Here is a 15,935-nt window from a genome sequence, read left to right as displayed (position 1 = left end):
AGACATTCCGTTTCTCAAATCTGCCGCGACATTGGCCTGAATCGGCAGCAATTCAACCGGTATATCAATAGCGGAGCTCGTCCCTCGCCGTTCAATCTGGGTAGAATTGCGCAGTATTTCTATATCCATCCATCCGACTTTGAGGCTTCCTCTTCCGTTTTCAAAAGCCGGTTTTTGAAAGCACAACAAGGCAACGCAAGCAAAGACCGCATAAATGAAGGCTTTCCGGGTGACATCCGTACATTGCGACGCTATCTGGGCTATTATCAGACCTACTATCTGTCTCCGTCCTGGCCGGGGACCATCGTCTGTTCTTGCGCATTTCTGGAGGAAAAGAATGGGCTGGTGGTTTCCAAATCGCTTGAGCGGATCAGTCACCATCAATGGCGCATCAAGAAAATCACCAAATATAATGGCAAGGCAACGTTCCTGAGGGACCGCATTTTCGTGGTTGAAACGGAATCCACCGGCGATCCAATCGTAACGCAAATCATTCTCAAGCCCTTTCAGGACCAGAAGGACAAATATCTGCGAGGGCTTTGCACTGGAATATCATGGAGAAGCAATGATGTACCTTATGCGACGCGCATGATTTGGCGACAGCTGGGATCCAGCCCGGATAAACGCGAAATGCTAAAGAAATGCGGTATTCTTCCACAGCGTTCCCGGCGCATTGCCCCGACAGTGAAGAAATATCTTGTTCCACCTGAAGGAGCGGAAGCAACAGTCATCACATCCTAAGACATACCACAAACATGCAAACACTTGCGGACGACCCCTCCAGCGATCAAATCGCACATCAAGCCGATGACTGCTGGCAGAACGGATGGCGGAACGGGACAGAAGCTTGATGGTGCCGGGTTGATCGGCAATCTGGGCGAAACCGGATATCTGTCCACCTATAGCAAGATCGATGAAGCGCACCTTTGACGTTTGGGCTATTGATAGCTTGCAAGGATCAATAGAATGACACCCCAGACCATCACCATCGCAACGATCAGCCATATCGAAGACTCTCTGAACGAAGCCCTTTCGCTAGAGGCTGTCGCCAGGCGGGTCGGCTATTCTTCCTTTCATCTCCACCGGGTTTTCTCGCAAACGGTCGGAATGCCGATGCATGCCTATATCCGGAGGCGACGTCTGACAGAAGCAGCCAAACGGATTGTTCTGTCTGATGATCCCATCATGGACATCGCTTTTGCAGCTGGTTACGAAAGCCAACAGTCCTTCACCATGGCATTCAAGGCCATGTACAAGCATCCTCCCAGCCAGTTTCGGCGAATGGGACGCTACTATCCCTTGCAATTGCCCTTCCACTTCTGCTCGGACACTTCGGGACGGGCGTCATCGGAGGGGACCGCCACATTGCTGGCCCAAGGGTCGGATATCAATGACTGGATGCGGCTTGTCCGGCTGGTGATTGACGGGTTTCCCGGCCTTGACGAAGAAGAGCATGCCACCACATTGAAGCGCTATATTGCCGGGCGAAGCGCCTTCATCATGAAAGATCGGGGCGAGGCGATTGGCCTGATGATGCTCTCTCCGTCCAAGTCATGCATCGATTTTCTGGGCGTTCATCCTTTTCACCGGCGCGGCAACACTGCGGCAGCACTGGTGACCGAGGCGATCCGCCTGATGCCCGGCAAAGACACCATCAGCCTTACCACCTTTCGCAAGAATGATGCGGCGGACACCGGGCACCGCAGACTTTTCGAATCCCTGGGCTTTGCCGAAAGGGATCTGCTGATCGAATTCGGCTATCCCACCCAGCGCATGTCTCTGCCTATCCGTCGGTCTTGAACAGCCATGACATCAAATATTTCAATTGCTCCCTCGCCAGAGAATGGTCTGGCGACAAAGTTCAGCGCGGCCAAATTGCTGCGCTTTGCGTTCCCCACCATCCTCATGATGATCTTCTTTGGTCTTTATACGATCATCGACACGATTTTCGTTGCGCGCTATGTCGGTACCGATGCCCTCTCTGCCATCAATATTGTTACCCCCGTGATCGGCCTCATTGTCGGGCTGGGCACCATGATGGCCGCTGGCGGCAGCGCCCTGATCGCCTGGGAGATGGGCAATGGACGAAATGACACCGCACGCCAGATCTTCTCATTGATCGTTCTTGTTACCAGTGTAGCCGGATGCATCATTGCGCTTGCCGGACTGATCTGGATTTCTCCCCTGCTGCATCTTCTGGGGGCCTCCGAGCTTCTGATGCCATTGGGGCGCGACTATCTGGGCACGCTTTTTGTCTTTGTCCCGGCCAACATGATGCAGGTTCTGTTTGCCAGTCTGCTGATCACGGCCGGTCGGCCCGGCCTCGGAATGCTGGTTGGCGTGGCGGGCGGGTTGGCCAACATCCTGTTCGACTATCTGTTCATCGTCGGCTTTTCCATGGGTATCCGTGGTGCCGCTCTGGCCACAGGGATCGGCTACCTTGTTCCGGCAATTGCAGGCCTCCTCTTCTTCTGGCTCAATCGTCGTGGAACCCTGTTTTTTTGCAGGCCCAAGCCTGATGTCCGCGCCCTGCTCAAAAGCGCCTACAACGGCTCTTCCGAAATGATTGGACAGGCCTCGACTGCAATCACCGTTTTTCTCTTCAACATGGCCATGATGGATAGGCTGGGAGAAGACGGTGTGGCGGCTATTACCATCATGATCTATTCCCAGTTTCTGCTTTCGTCCGTGTTCATCGGTTTTTCCATGGGGGTTGCACCGGTCATCAGCTATCTGCATGGTCAGGCAGATCGCGAGGCCTTGAGACGCGTTGTGGCCATTTGCCTTCGCGCTGTCGCCGCTGTTTCCATTGCGGTCACCATGCTTTTGCTGTCCCAAGGCTGGTTTGTCGTCGGCCTCTTTGCGCCAGAGAGCAGCCATGTCCATGCGATCAGCCGAGAGGGCTTCCTGATCTTTCCCTATGCATTTCTCTTTATCGGAACCAACATTTTCTTCTCGGCCCTGTTCACGGCCCTTTCGAACGGAACCTTGTCTGTGCTGCTGTCTTTCTGTCGCAATCTTCTGATCGCATGCAGCATTGTTGTCATGCCCCGGTTTCTTGGCGTGTCCGGTCTCTGGCTCGCCGTCCCATTTGCCGAATGTGCCAGCCTGGGCCTTGCTGTCTGGATCGCCGCCATGAACAGACAGCGCTACGGCTATTGATCCGCAGCGATATCAGCATTTACCAATGATCTCTCCCGCGTTCTGCGCTTCGTCGGGGTGAGATGACTTGCAAGGTGGGAAACGGTCTCTTCGCCTTTCAAGGCCTCATGACCAGCTTTGGCCTTGAAGACTGGCAACAGTTTCCTCCGCATCGACATTCCGGGTCTCCATTTCATCGAAGATCGCCTGATCAAGTCCTGTGGCTTGTGTCACTGTGCCGTATATCGGGTGTCGTCCGGCCCAACGCTGGTTGCAAGGTTGGAGCCGAGATATGTGACCGGCACTAGTCTGCGGCAAATTCCGATGTAACAACGCGTTCGGTCTGTGGATCGATGAGATGAGCCTGTGTCATGTCCGGATAGAGCGTGAAGGGCTGCTTCGGCCTGGCTTCGGCGGTCGGTGCGATGCGTGCACAACAGTTTGCCTTGCCATGTCTGAAATAGACGAAGGTTTCGAGCCCGAGAGGTTCCACCACATCGACATCCACGGTGAGCGGAGAGGCCGTGTCAGGAAGGCTCGCCGTCTGGAGATGCTCGGGGCGGATGCCGAGCAGCATCTGTCGGTTGGCGTGCTGACGGTAGACCGCTTTGCGACTTTCGGGAATCTCAAGCCGCGCGCCGGTTTCCAGTTCGACGAAACAGGCTTCACCTTCAGTGACAACACGGACTTCGAACAGATTGGTTGCCGGTGACCCGATGAAGGTGGCAACGAACTTTGTTGCCGGGCGATGGTACAACTCTTGTGGAGCGCCAACCTGCTCAATGAGCCCCTTGTTCATCACGACCACCTGATCGGCGAGCGTCATGGCCTCGATCTGGTCATGGGTCACATAGATCGTAGTGGTCGGCCGGACTTGATGAATCCGCTTGATCTCGGTCCGCATCTGCACGCGCAACTTTGCATCAAGATTGGACAACGGCTCATCGAACAGAAACACCTCGGGGTTGCGCACCATTGCACGAGCCATGGCGACACGCTGGCGCTGGCCACCGGAAAGTGCACGCGGTTTGCGCTCAAGAAGGGTATCGAGTTCCAGCATGCCGGCGACTTCTGCGACGCGGCGATTGCGCTCGTCCTTCGGACATTTGCGTTGTTTGAGGCCAAACGCAATGTTGTCTTGAACGGTCATGTGCGGATAAAGCGCATAATTCTGAAAGACCATGGCTATGTTCCGCTCGCCGGGGGGCATGTCGTTGACCACCTCGTCTCCGATCAGAAGCTCGCCCTTGGAAATATCCTCGAGGCCCGCAATCATGCGCAGGGTTGTCGACTTTCCGCAGCCAGAGGGACCGACGAGAACGACAAACGCATTCTCTTCGATGCTGAGATTAATCCCACGCACGGCATGAAAACTGGAGTAGATCTTTTCAATATTTCTGAGAGATACGGTTGCCATTCTGTTGTCCTCTGGTCTTTTTTCGTCCCGGAGAGCTGACAGCGCTGTTCTCCGGGCTTTTTGTCTGACAATGATCGCTTTCTATGTGGCTAGTCGCGTACAAGCAGCCGGTCTGCTGTCAGCCAGAACGGAGGCAGGCAGAGCGGAGTATTCGAGAGCGGCAGGATCGATTCCTTGAGGTCGACACCAAGCACGTCCTTCATGAAGGCGCGACGCGCCTCAATGCGGGCATGGACTTCAGGATATAGCCGCTTGAGCTCGCTGCGCAGCGCTGCGTCGGCGATGGTGGCTGCGTCCTCGTTGTTCAGTGCCCAGCCGTCGGGTTGAGGAACCGGAATGATGTCGACCTGGAAGGGCATGCCGGACGCGATCTTTTCGTCCGAGTTGGGCCGGAAAGGAGTGCTGATCCACTCATCATGACCGACCAGATGACCCGGGTTGAGAGCAGACTTGAGATTGCCCTTTGCCAGTTGAGCCACGACGGCGTCATGAACCACGCCTCCGGCTACACCGATGTCGACAGTCTCATACCATGCGATCAGCCCTTCAAAATAGGCCTTGGCCACGGAGAGAAACGCGTCATCTTCCTCGGCCAGAAGGCCTGCGCGCGAGGAAAGCCCGCCCCAGTAGCTAACCGCAGTCGTAACGCCATCACCCTTGACCAGCGTACGGGCCCGCGGACTGCGCAACCCGACCACAGGCGTGCCTTTGGGGGAGGAGGCGAACATCAGGTGGGCGCTAAGCTCTTCACCCTCGTAACCCATGCGGGAAGCTGCCTGATATTCGGTCTCGCCTGGCCGGGCTCCGGTCACGATCCGCCAGACGGCGGCAGAGGCGCGGGCGGCTCCCCACTCACCGGCGGCAATCTGGTGCACATCGACAACCGCACGCAGACCAGTTTCCGGATGCATCAGAACGGCGGTCGCGTCGCTGACGGCCTCATTCGAGCCAGCGATGCGACGCAGCGTGTCGGCAACCAGAGCCGAAGCCTGAAAGGTTGGATAGGAGCCTGCCCATTCTTCTGACGAGAGATATTTCCAGCCAATCAAGCCGATGCTGTCACCCTTTGCAAGACCGATATCGCGCAGTACAGCCTCAAGGTTTGGTTTGGAGCTCCGATCCTGGCCGAGCAAGCTCAAGGTCTGGCACAGAAACAGCTCAAGGTCCGGCAGGGCGGCAAGTGCTGCATAGCTTATGCTTTCGTTGCCGACAACGAGGGCGCGACGGTTGTCCTTACCCAGAACCAGCAAGGCTTCCTCGAAACGTGGCTCGAAACCGGTCAGGAAGGCGATGTTGGCAAGATGCTCGCGGTCGGCATAGACCACGAGCCAGTCGCAGCCCGCCGTCTCGAAGGCGGTACGGACACGGGCTTCATAGATCTCGGCAGGAATGACCGGCATCTCAGCCGGGACGCCGAAATCCGGGATGGAAACAGAGCGGAGGGAAATTGGCATGGTTGGCCTCATAGGGGGGTGGTGTAGGTGTTGGGCTCGGGTGTCCATACGGCATCCGCATCGACCGGGTAGGCAGGACGGGGAATGCGGGACCAGGACAAGCTGGCAACATCAAGGTTGGATGCGCCATCACTGACCATCAGGATGTAGCGCGGACAGATCGTCTTGAGATGGGGGTGCAGGTAGCCCAACTTGACGACATAGATTCGATGTCCGGTCGGATCGATGCCGAACAGCCGGAAATGATCCGGTGTATTGACCCCGATTGCATCGGAATGGAAGGTGGCGATGACATGACCGATACGAACCCTGCTCCATGCGCTGCCAGCCCTGATATATGTGGTGGCTCCTGTCGGGTCGAAGCGGTCGGCGCAGGCCTCGACCACAGCCTCGACTTGCATGGGCTGTCTGGGGGCAGAGACATGCTCATCGCCAAGCGTGAGAGTGATGTGAGCCCCTTCTCCGGCCTTGCGGCACTGTTCAACGATTCCCGGCGCGGTTATGCCGGCCACGACCACATCCTCAAGCTCAGGACGGGCCAGTATGGCCTGGAGTACGCTGGTCAGATCGCCGTAGGCTCCAGCTGTCGTGTTGTCACCGGAATCGGTCAGGAATAGTGGCCGCTCGGCACTCCGGGCAGCCCTGTCGAGGGCACCGGAGACGCTGTCATGCTCCATTTCAAGGCGGAAATCCTTACGTCTTTCCCAAACCTTTCGGGCGATCTCGGTTGCCGCGTCCTTCGCACATTCAACAGAGACATCAGAGGTGGCGATCGCGGTCATGCCGATCCATGGCCGATCGTTCCATGCAAAGCCGACGAGCAGGTTGGTCTCTATGATGCCGGGTCTGCTGTCGAGGTCGGGCAGCATCTTGTACAGGCTTCGGGCCGGTTCATTGTCGGTGACCGACAGCTCACCGGGGACCAGAATGGGGATGCGAACGGCTGCGATCTTTGGTTTTCGTCCGGTCTTGATCACTGCAAGCAACTGGTCGAGGGCGCGATAGCCGGTTTCAAGATCGTCCCGGTGCGGTGCGGTGCGGAAGGCGCTGACCGCACAGACGATCTCCAGAATGCGTGGCGAAATGTGGCCATGCAGGTCGAGGGCAAGAGCGATCGGTATTTCATCGCCAACCACCTCACGAACGGATTCAACAAAATCGGTGTCGGCATGACGGTCCAGATCATGCACTTCCATCGCACCATGGTTGAGTAGCAGCACGCCGTCGACCTGTCCCGCCTCATGCAAGAGCGTCATGGCTTCCGCCTTGACCTGATCATAGATTTCTCGGGTAAAGCCGCCACCGGGAAGAGCTGTCGCCCAGAGAAGAGGAATCAATTCGACATCGTCCGCTTCGGCGGCCCTTTTCTCGGCACCTCTTACCATCCAGACATTGTTGCCGATCATCTCGGAGCCGCGTCGGACTTCCATCTTTCTTGTAGGAACCGGAGAGCGGAGTAGAGCCTCATAGGAGATGCCAAGGACTGCAATTCGCATTTTCTTATTATTCTCTCTGTGTTTTTTCGGAAGGGATGCCTCACCAAGGCATCGATTCTGCGGGATCAAGGCTGGAAAAGCCCTCAAGAGCCAGAGCAACGCCACCCCATGGGACCTTCGCGTTGCTGATTTTCGAAACCAGAATTTCGGTTTGTTCGCGAGGGGCCTGCATGGCCTCGCGCTCGATGACGCGGGCGGTTCTGGCCGAGATGTAGGGCCACATATCCGCAAGAACGCCACCAAGCACTATGGCTGGTGGGTTGAAAATGTTGATCAGACTCGCGAGGGCCGTGCCGAGAAATTCTCCCGATTCCTCAAGAACCAGAAGCACATCGGAATCACCCGAGGCTGCAAGGGCCAGAATGTCGGCCAGCGTCTGAACCTCCGTTGTGCGTCGGACACGGGCTATCATTGCCGGGGCGGAGAGATAGGCGGACAGGCAACCCGACGAGCCGCAGCCGCACTGTCGCCCATCCTTGACAACCTTGATATGCCCCAGCTCGCCGGCAAACCCATTCTTGCCGCGATAGAGCCTGCCGTCGATGAAGACGCCGCCGCCGATGCCGCGGCCACCATCAAGCATGATGAAATCGGACAGTTGGGAGCATTCACCGAACAGGAACTCTGCCAACGTTGCGGCATTGGTGTCATTGTCAACATAGACAGGCGCGCCGAGCTTGCTTCTGAGCAGTTCCGGCACTGCGACTTTGCTCCAACTGAGGTTGGAGGACTGGGCCAGTCCACCCGTCTGCCCGACCAGGCCCGGCAGGGCAATGCCGATGGCGCGAATCTCGGAAAGATCTCGTCCGATCTCTGCACACAATTCAACAATTCCAGCCCGTACATTGTCGGCAAGATCCTCAGGAGCTTGCGGCAAGGGAGCATCCTTTGAAGAAAAAGGCTGGCCGTCGAGATTGGCGGCGACGAATCTCAGGCATTCAAATTCAAGATGCACCCCCATCAAAAGGCCGCTCATTTCTGAAATCCGCAGCATTTCCGATGGGCGGCCGCGTTTTCCGGCGGATGTTCCGGTGATCCGCTCAACCAGCCCGATTTCTTCGAACCGCTTGATGATGACCGAAATGGTCGACTTGTCACAGCCTGTCAGATCTATCAATTCCTTCTGCGAAACCCCCGGACTGGTGCGGATGGCATGAAAGATCTGCGATGCGTGAAACTGACGTAGATAGGAGGGATGCAAGGATGAACCTCTTTAAATTTGAGTGACAAACAAAATGATTTCAAAATTCCCGAAAGACGTCAACTAATTTATTTGATTATAGGAATAAATATTGGCCACAACACACCACAACCACCCCTTCCCCAGAAGATTTTCCGTCAAGCTGGTGTCATTTGCGGATTTTATCGTGATTTTATTTCAATATTATCAATTTCAAAGAAATTTAATTTCATCGGTGAATTTTTTCATTGAGGATGTTGACGAAGAAATCCAAAACTGTCACGATTTAGTTTGTGAATAAGAATAACTAGCAAACCGCTAAAACCAACGCACCTGGAGTATGGAATATGTTGAGACGCACATTTTTGGCATCGTCTCTTGTCGCCCTCGGACTGTCCGTCGGCGCACTGACACCCCCCGTAATCGCTCAGGAAAAGCCCCAGATCTGGAGCTACTGGACATCCGGCGCAGAAGCTGATGCCCTTTCCGCCCTCATGAACACCGCAAAGGCAGACAACAAGGAAGCCGATCTTGTCCACCGACCAATATCGGGCAGTGCCGCTGAAATGCGACAGGCCTTGCAGGTCGCATTCCTGGGCGGCAATCCCCCCGCTGTTTTTCAGAGTGGCATGGCGCTGGAGCTCAAGAGCTTTGTCGACTCTGGGCGTCTTGCCTCCATTGATGATGTCTGGGCCGAGATCAAAGGGGCCGAGAATTTTGCGCCAGGCATAACCAAGACCGTAATGGTCGACGGCAAGGTCTACGGCATTCCTCTCAATGTGCATATTATCAATAACGTTTTCTACAATAAGAAGATTTTTGCAAAGCTCGGACTTACGCCACCGAAAACATGGGAAGAATTCAAGGCCGTAGCAAAGACCCTCAAGGACAATGGTATCCAGCCGCTTGCGAATGCCAGCGGTCCAGCCTGGACCTTGTACAACACCTTCCCTGCCATTCTCTCTGTGCTTGGGGACGAAGGCTTCTACAAGCTCGCCTCCGGTGACATGGCCTTCAATGGACCGGAGATGCACAAGGCCATGCAGCTCTTCACCGACACCTATGTGGCCAACTACATGAAAAACTGGAGTGGTTATACCTGGTCGACCGCTGCCGACCAATTCGTCAAGGGCAATGTCGCAATGTATCAGATGGGTGACTGGCTCTCCTCCTATCTCAAGGATGCGGGCATGAAGCCTGGCGAGGATTATGATTTTTTCCCGGCACCTTCAGGAAAGAACCAGGTTGTTGTGCAGCTTGACGTTCTTGCCTTCACGTCCACGGGTGATGACGCCGCTCAAAAGGCTGGCAAGGCCTTCCTCAAGGTCTCCGGTTCGCCGGACGGACAGTTGGCCTTCAACCTGAAAAAGGGCTCGATCGCTCCCAACAAGACCGCGTCGGCCGACAAGTATGATGCCTACGGAAAACAGGCTTTCGAAAATCTCAAGACAGCCACAGCTGACAACGAGGTCATTCCAAACCTCAAGAAGCTGTTGCCGGTCCAGCTTGGTGCCGAATTCGGCAACCAGATCGTCGCCTATTCGCAGAATCCAACGCCGGAAGCGCTCGACGAAATGCTGAACCTGCTCGAGGACATGCATAAGGACATGATTGACCAGAACGCTTTCGTGAAATGGTGATCCCTCGGGGGAGGCGGCCTTGTCGCCTCCCCATACATTCTGTGAAAACAACAAACCCGATGGCAAACATGAAAGCGAAGCACCAATCCATGCAGGCGCAGCGGAACAGGGTCTATGTCCTGTTTCTGGCAGGACCGGTGGTCCTGTTTCTGATCGCCTATGTCTACTCGGTAGGCTATACAGTCAACCTGTCACTCCACAGCTGGGATGGCCTCTCCCCTGTCAGCAAATTTGTCGGATTTGACAATTACATCAGCCTGTTCAAGTCTGCTCGCTTCGAAAATACTGTCATCAACAATCTCAAGTGGCTGGTCTTCTATCTGTTGGTCCCGACGACCCTCGGTCTCTCGATTGCCCTTTTGCTGGATGGCAAATTGAAGGGCGAGGGAATTTTCAAGACGATCATATTCTTGCCCTATATCATTACCCCTGTCGCGGTTTCGGCAGTCTGGCGCTGGCTCTATGTTCCCGACGGAGGGCTATTCAACACTCTGATCACGCTCGTGGGCTTTGAAGATCTGACCCAGAACTGGCTTGGCGACCGTGGCGTCGTCAATTTCTCGGTCATGCTTGCTGCGCTCTGGTGTGCCACCGGTTTCTCCTTTCTGGTCTTCTATTCTGGCCTGAAGAGCATTCCGCAGGAATATATAGAGGCGGCCCGCATCGACGGAGCGTCTCCGGTCTCGATTTTCTGGAATATCGTTCTGCCTCAGCTCTGGCCCTCAACCATTCTCGTGGTTGGGCTGTTCGGAATTGATGCCATGCGCATTTTCGACATTGTCTGGTCGATGTCAGGCGGAGGTCCGGCCCGCGCTTCCGAAGTGCTGGCAACCCAGCTCTACGACGTCGGTTTTTCCACTTTTCGCATGGGCATGGCCAGCGCTATCGGCGTTTGCCAGTTGATCATGGCTGCGGTGCTGATCCTGCCCTACATCATGTACATTGCTCGGCGTGTCGAGGATCACGGAGAATGACCATGCACAGATCCGTTCCCTTATTGCGTGCTTGTCGCTATGTCGCCGCAATCCTTATCTCCCTCATCTTCTTTGTCCCGATGCTGGTAGCCATCGTCAGCGCGTTCAAGACACCAGCCGAACTGACCGATGTTCTTTCGCTGCCGGCCCATCTCGATACGCAAAATTTCACCACCGGCTGGCAACAGGTTGGACGGGGCGTGCTCAATAGCCTGATGATCACTGTTCCGGCCGTCATCCTGTCGGTTTTCATTGGATCGGTTGCCGCCTATCCCTTGTCGATGATGAATGCTGCTCGCAGTCGGTTCGTCTATTTCTTTCTGCTGTCCGGTATGTTCGTACCGTTTCAGATTGTCCAGATTCCGGTCTTCTACATCATGCGTGCGGTGGGGCTCTACAACACCATTCCCGGATTGTGGGTGGTGCATATAGCCTATGGCATTCCGATCTGCACATTCTTCATGCGCAATTTCTTTGCCACAGTGCCCCGTTCGCTGTATGAAGCAGCCCAGCTCGACGGGTGTGGTCCGGCAGGCTATTTCTTCAAGATCTTGCTGCCTGCTTCGATGACAGGAATAGCAGCCCTCTCCATTGTGCAAAGCCGGTCGGTCTGGAACGACCTGTTGTTCGCCATGACCTTGACCAATAGTGGCAACACGATGCCCGTGACTGCGGCACTCAATGGGTTTGTTACTGCGATCCAGGTCCAGTATGGCCCCCTGATGGCATCGTCGATCATTTCTGTGATCCCCATGCTTCTGGTCTTCCTGCTGTTCCAGAAGGCTTTCGTTCGAGGCCTGTTGGGTGGAAGTTCAAAATAAAAAGGCTCTGTTCAGGCGGCATCGGTCAATGGTCACGAGATCAAGCGCCGTGCCGCCAAACCGGCCAGCGCCAGCCGAGACGCATGATAAAGGGAGCGTTCGTCTGTCACCTCACTCCTGACGCATATCCTGCCCTGGCAAAACAGCATGCAACGGGTCTTCTTGATCCGTTTCGTCCAAGAAGAGCAAAGAGACACCTTCCTGTGGTCTTTGTATCGAGCCCGCTTCTGACATAGCCGGCGAGCGAATGAAAGCTCGAGAGGCGCTATCGCATCGTCACTCTTTCGGGACGTCCATTTACAATCGTGAGAATTTGATCCGCCAAAAAATGAGCGGCGTCGTGATCGTGTGTGAAAATGACAGTGGTAAGAGACTGCCTTGAAATCAGATCTGCCAATAGAGACAAGATCTGCGACCGCGCACACATATCAAGAGCCGATGTTGGTTCATCAAGAACGAGATAGCTGGGCCTTGTCGCCAAAGCGCGTGCAATAACCAGACGTTGCGCTTCTCCGCCTGAGAGCGCGGCCGTTTTTCGTGAAAGAAAGTCCGGCTCTTGCGGCAGTCCAACCTGTTGCAGGAGCTTGCGAACATGGTTGGCAATCGAGTGATGATCGGTGCGGTCGGCCTTCTTGTTCCTTTTGCCTTCCAGCTTCAGGGCTTCTTGAAGAACATCAGAGACCGAGAAGTGATGCGCCATCGCGCGATGAGGATGTTGGGACACAAGAGCAGATCGCGTTCTTGCAGGAGAGGTCGCATCCCGTCCTTCGTCCCAGAAAATCGCTCCCTGCTGCACAGGCTCGAGTCCGACCAGAAGTCTCGCCAGGGTCGACTTGCCGCAACCGCTCGGGCCTACAAGGCCAAGGCAGCTCCCTTTGGGAACCAAAGTGGACACATCATTCAAAACGAAATGACTGCCATATCGATGGAAAACATGAGAGATGAACAGGCCTTGCCGAGTAGGCTCGCTTCTGGTGGTGCGAGCTGTCTTTTTGCAAACGGGGCATGTGCTTCCGTTCGCCGCGTTTTCATCGGCCTTGCATCTTGGATGTTGATGGCAAACCTGAATGAGCGAGCCGGTATATGTCTTTTTGGGGCACTGAAAGATCTTTTCGGTGTCTCCTTCTTCAATCACCTCGCCTTTATACAAAACAGCGACCCTGTCAGCCAACCGTTGGGCGAGTGCCAGATCGTGGGTAATGAGGATTTGTCCGCGCCGCCGAGAACCGCTTGAAAAGCCTTGAATGGCGATTTCCCGGTTTTCCGGATCCAGAGAAGCCGTTGGTTCATCAAGGATGAGATAGTCTGGCTGTTTCGCAAGTGCCAGCGCTGACAAGACCCTTTGAATTTCTCCTCCACTCAAGCGTGATGGATATTGGTCATGGAGCTGGGCGGGAATATTGTAGCGACAGAAGATCTCTTCTACCGTTTGATCCTCAAAGCTGCCGTCGTTCAAAATCTCTTCGATATGCTGGGCGATTGTGAGATGGGGGTTCAGCGCATCAGAAAGGGCCTGCGCAATCAGACCCACCTTCTGGCCCCGGATCTGCCGTATTTCTCCTGGCTTTGCGTGTAGTATGTCGAGCCCGTCAATGCGGGCTGAACCTGACCAGTAAAATCCCTTTGGCCGATTGGAAAAAACCTGCTCTTTTACACCAATCGGCTTCCCGTCAAACAGCCTCAGCAACAGGCGTGCAAGGGATGTTTTTCCGCCGCCGGATTCACCTATGATCGCGAGGGTTTCGCCTTTCTTCAGGGAGAAAGAGATATTGTGAAGGATACGCTGGTTGGAAAAGTGAAGGCAAAGATTGCTGACTTCAATCATCAAGGCTCCTTTCCGTCGGCCATGGAATAGACCTCCAGCCCACGCCCAATGAAAAGAACGGAAAGCAGGAACAACGACAGGCAAAGGCCGGGAGGCACCAGAAGCCACATCCATGCCGGGCTTTGAAGATGATCAAGGGCATCCTGCATAAGACTGCCCCATGTGACCAGTTGCGGATCGGTAAGGCCCAGAAAACCGAGACCGGCAACCTTCATTGCAGCCTGACGGATCTGCTGCACAAAGAGCCCGAGAACGGAGGGCAGTACCGCGGGCAGAATATGACGCGTGGCGCAATAGAACCATGACGCACCCATTCGGCGGGCATAAAGCACATTTTCTCTCGTCAGCTCTCGCAGGAAAAGCGCTCGCAAGACGCGGACCTCATCGTGCCAGGTGGTTAGCGCCAGCAAGAGGATCGTACCCCAGAAACTGGGATGCACCAGGGCTGCAAGGAACAACAGAATGAGAATGGATGGAATAACCTGAATGATGTCTACCAGTCGCAAAATGGCGTTGGAGACGAACCCGCCTGCAATCGCCGCAGTTGCTCCCAGCATGATGGAAAGAACGATGGCCAGAAAAGAGGTGGCAATCGCAATGGAAACCGTGTTGGGCGTCGCCTTCAACGTGCCGATCAGGACATCCTGTCCGATATCATTGGTCCCCAGCCAATGGGCAAGGCTGGGCGGCTCGAGGCTGTCCAGTCCGGTGTCATAGGACGGCACGACCATGCTGACGAGCGAAATCAAGACGAAGACCAGTAGAAACAAAAGGCTCTGCTTTTGCCAGCGGGTCAGATTCCGAGGAAGCGGAAAGCCGGTAATGTTCATGACGTCATCCCCGCTCCGCAAGCATGGCAACCGCGCTGTCCAGTAGCCAGTTGACCAGCAGAACCACTGTGGCAAGGCCCAACACGGCTCCCTGAAGCAGCGCGAAATCTCGGTCAAGCACCGCGTTGTAAATGAGATTCCCGATACCCGGATAGGAAAAGACGATCTCGACAAACAGAACCGATGTCACCATTGCTGAAATCGTGTCGCTCAAGCGCGCCAAAAGGGTCGGCACGAGGTTGCGGCCAAAATAGTGAATGAACTCGCGCCCTTCGCCGACCCCACGTGCTCGCGCGTTGGAAATGAAGGGGCGAACCGACAGTTTGATTGCCTCGCCACGGCTCAAAAAGTAGAAACGGACCACCTCATGCATTGCCAGAGCTGTTGCGGGCAGGAATGCGTGATGAAGGATGTCGATCAGCCGCCTGGCCCCGCTATCCGAGGGAAACAGCGGCTCTGCCCCGGAGACGGGAAAGAGGGAGAGGCCAAAACCGAACAGGACCAGCAGCAAAACCGCTGTCGCAAAGGGGGGCAGACTGGCGATGATCGTGACGATGGTCGTCATCGTCCGGTCCAGCAGCTGATGCGGCTGACGCCCTGCCTCGATGCCACAGCCAATACCCAGAACAAGGAAAATCGGCGTCGCGAGCAGCATGAGCAACCCCGTCCAGGGCAAGGAACTGGCCAGCAACTGTGCCACCGGTGCGGCGTGAATATAGGAAAAGCCAAGGTCTCCTTGAAGCAGAGCTTTGCAATAGCCCGCAAATTGCGCCAATAGCGTCCCGTCAAGGCCCATCTGGTGCCGCAGTTTTGCGATTTCTGCCGGTGTAAGATCGCGTGCCAAGTCTCCGGGGAACAGGATGTCCAAAGGATCGCCGGGCATCAGGCGCGGCAGAAAGAAGGTCAAGGCAACGAGAAAGGCAAGAACCACAAACCGATTGGCCAACCCAGACAAGAGGCCCGACAGAAAGTGCTTTGGCAGACGTTTCTCCCGGCCTTGTGATGCGGAATCGCACGGGACCAGATCGGAAGCGTTTTTGCTCGGTTCAATAGGGATCACATCAACCATAACACGGGCCATATCCTTCAGAACAAGAAGACGAGGGGCCAACAAAGGCCCCCCGTTGTGATGTCCACGATGTATCGGGACCTACATC

15 protein-coding genes are annotated in these 15,935 nt (G+C 55.4%); 8 read left to right on the top strand and 7 right to left on the bottom strand.

Annotated elements, in window-relative coordinates; translation table 11 throughout:
• Positions 1-174 precede the first annotated feature (174 nt).
• From ACHZB8_RS03275 to ACHZB8_RS03260, 4 genes are all read left to right on the top strand, one after another.
• On the top strand, positions 175-741 hold the full coding sequence (locus ACHZB8_RS03275; protein ID WP_316858674.1) for a transcriptional regulator: 567 nt from the start codon (positions 175-177) through the stop codon (positions 739-741).
• A 66-nt stretch (positions 742-807) separates the two neighbouring features.
• Positions 808-930, top strand: coding sequence for a hypothetical protein (locus ACHZB8_RS03270; protein ID WP_316858673.1), 123 nt, complete (start codon positions 808-810; stop codon positions 928-930).
• A gap of 36 nt (positions 931-966) precedes the next feature.
• The gene (locus tag ACHZB8_RS03265; protein WP_316858672.1) at positions 967-1,800 is read left to right on the top strand and encodes a GNAT family N-acetyltransferase; all 834 of its coding nucleotides are present in this window, start codon (positions 967-969) and stop codon (positions 1,798-1,800) included.
• Between the two features lie 6 nt (positions 1,801-1,806).
• Positions 1,807-3,162 carry an MATE family efflux transporter gene (locus ACHZB8_RS03260; protein ID WP_316858671.1) on the top strand — a complete coding sequence of 452 codons (1,356 nt, stop codon included), beginning with the start codon at positions 1,807-1,809 and terminating at the stop codon, positions 3,160-3,162.
• A 283-nt stretch (positions 3,163-3,445) separates the two neighbouring features.
• On the opposite strand, the gene ACHZB8_RS03255 is transcribed toward ACHZB8_RS03260, so the two are convergent.
• From ACHZB8_RS03255 to ACHZB8_RS03240, 4 genes are all read right to left on the bottom strand, one after another.
• Positions 3,446-4,558, bottom strand: a complete 1,113-nt coding sequence (locus tag ACHZB8_RS03255) for a sn-glycerol-3-phosphate ABC transporter ATP-binding protein UgpC (protein ID WP_316858670.1) — start codon at positions 4,556-4,558, stop codon at positions 3,446-3,448.
• An 89-nt stretch (positions 4,559-4,647) separates the two neighbouring features.
• Positions 4,648-6,012 (bottom strand): Xaa-Pro aminopeptidase, encoded by a 1,365-nt coding sequence (locus ACHZB8_RS03250; protein WP_316858669.1) that lies wholly within the window; start codon positions 6,010-6,012, stop codon positions 4,648-4,650.
• An 8-nt stretch (positions 6,013-6,020) separates the two neighbouring features.
• Entirely contained in the window at positions 6,021-7,508 is a 1,488-nt protein-coding gene (locus ACHZB8_RS03245; protein ID WP_316858668.1) for a M81 family metallopeptidase, read from the bottom strand.
• Between the two features lie 40 nt (positions 7,509-7,548).
• A complete protein-coding gene (locus ACHZB8_RS03240; RefSeq protein ID WP_316858667.1) occupies positions 7,549-8,709 on the bottom strand; it encodes an ROK family transcriptional regulator in 1,161 nt (386 codons plus the stop codon).
• Between the two features lie 18 nt (positions 8,710-8,727).
• Between ACHZB8_RS03240 and ACHZB8_RS03235 the strand changes: the two genes are divergently transcribed.
• From ACHZB8_RS03235 to ACHZB8_RS03220, 4 genes are all read left to right on the top strand, one after another.
• Entirely contained in the window at positions 8,728-8,940 is a 213-nt protein-coding gene (locus ACHZB8_RS03235) for a hypothetical protein (protein ID WP_316858666.1), read from the top strand.
• Between the two features lie 95 nt (positions 8,941-9,035).
• The gene (locus ACHZB8_RS03230; RefSeq protein ID WP_316858665.1) at positions 9,036-10,328 is read left to right on the top strand and encodes an extracellular solute-binding protein; all 1,293 of its coding nucleotides are present in this window, start codon (positions 9,036-9,038) and stop codon (positions 10,326-10,328) included.
• A gap of 68 nt (positions 10,329-10,396) precedes the next feature.
• Entirely contained in the window at positions 10,397-11,302 is a 906-nt protein-coding gene (locus ACHZB8_RS03225; protein ID WP_316858663.1) for a sugar ABC transporter permease, read from the top strand.
• Positions 11,299-12,123: a carbohydrate ABC transporter permease gene (locus tag ACHZB8_RS03220; protein WP_316858661.1), complete on the top strand. Its 825-nt coding sequence runs from the start codon at positions 11,299-11,301 to the stop codon at positions 12,121-12,123. The genes ACHZB8_RS03225 and ACHZB8_RS03220 overlap by 4 nt, the downstream gene beginning before the upstream one ends.
• Before the next feature lie 265 nt (positions 12,124-12,388).
• On the opposite strand, the gene ACHZB8_RS03215 is transcribed toward ACHZB8_RS03220, so the two are convergent.
• The 3 genes from ACHZB8_RS03215 to ACHZB8_RS03205 are packed head-to-tail and all read right to left on the bottom strand — an operon-like array spanning position 12,389 to position 15,889.
• On the bottom strand, positions 12,389-13,948 hold the full coding sequence (locus ACHZB8_RS03215; RefSeq protein WP_316858660.1) for an ATP-binding cassette domain-containing protein: 1,560 nt from the start codon (positions 13,946-13,948) through the stop codon (positions 12,389-12,391).
• Positions 13,948-14,778: an ABC transporter permease gene (locus ACHZB8_RS03210; protein WP_316858659.1), complete on the bottom strand. Its 831-nt coding sequence runs from the start codon at positions 14,776-14,778 to the stop codon at positions 13,948-13,950. The genes ACHZB8_RS03215 and ACHZB8_RS03210 overlap by 1 nt, the downstream gene beginning before the upstream one ends.
• A 4-nt stretch (positions 14,779-14,782) precedes the next feature.
• Complete coding sequence (locus ACHZB8_RS03205) at positions 14,783-15,889, bottom strand: ABC transporter permease (RefSeq protein ID WP_316858658.1); 1,107 nt, start codon at positions 15,887-15,889, stop codon at positions 14,783-14,785.
• Positions 15,890-15,935 lie beyond the last annotated feature (46 nt).

Source organism: uncultured Cohaesibacter sp., assembly GCF_963556055.3.
In the GTDB taxonomy this organism is placed as follows: Bacteria; Pseudomonadota; Alphaproteobacteria; order Rhizobiales; family Cohaesibacteraceae; genus Cohaesibacter.
This window is presented reverse-complemented; position numbering and strand designations above follow the sequence as displayed.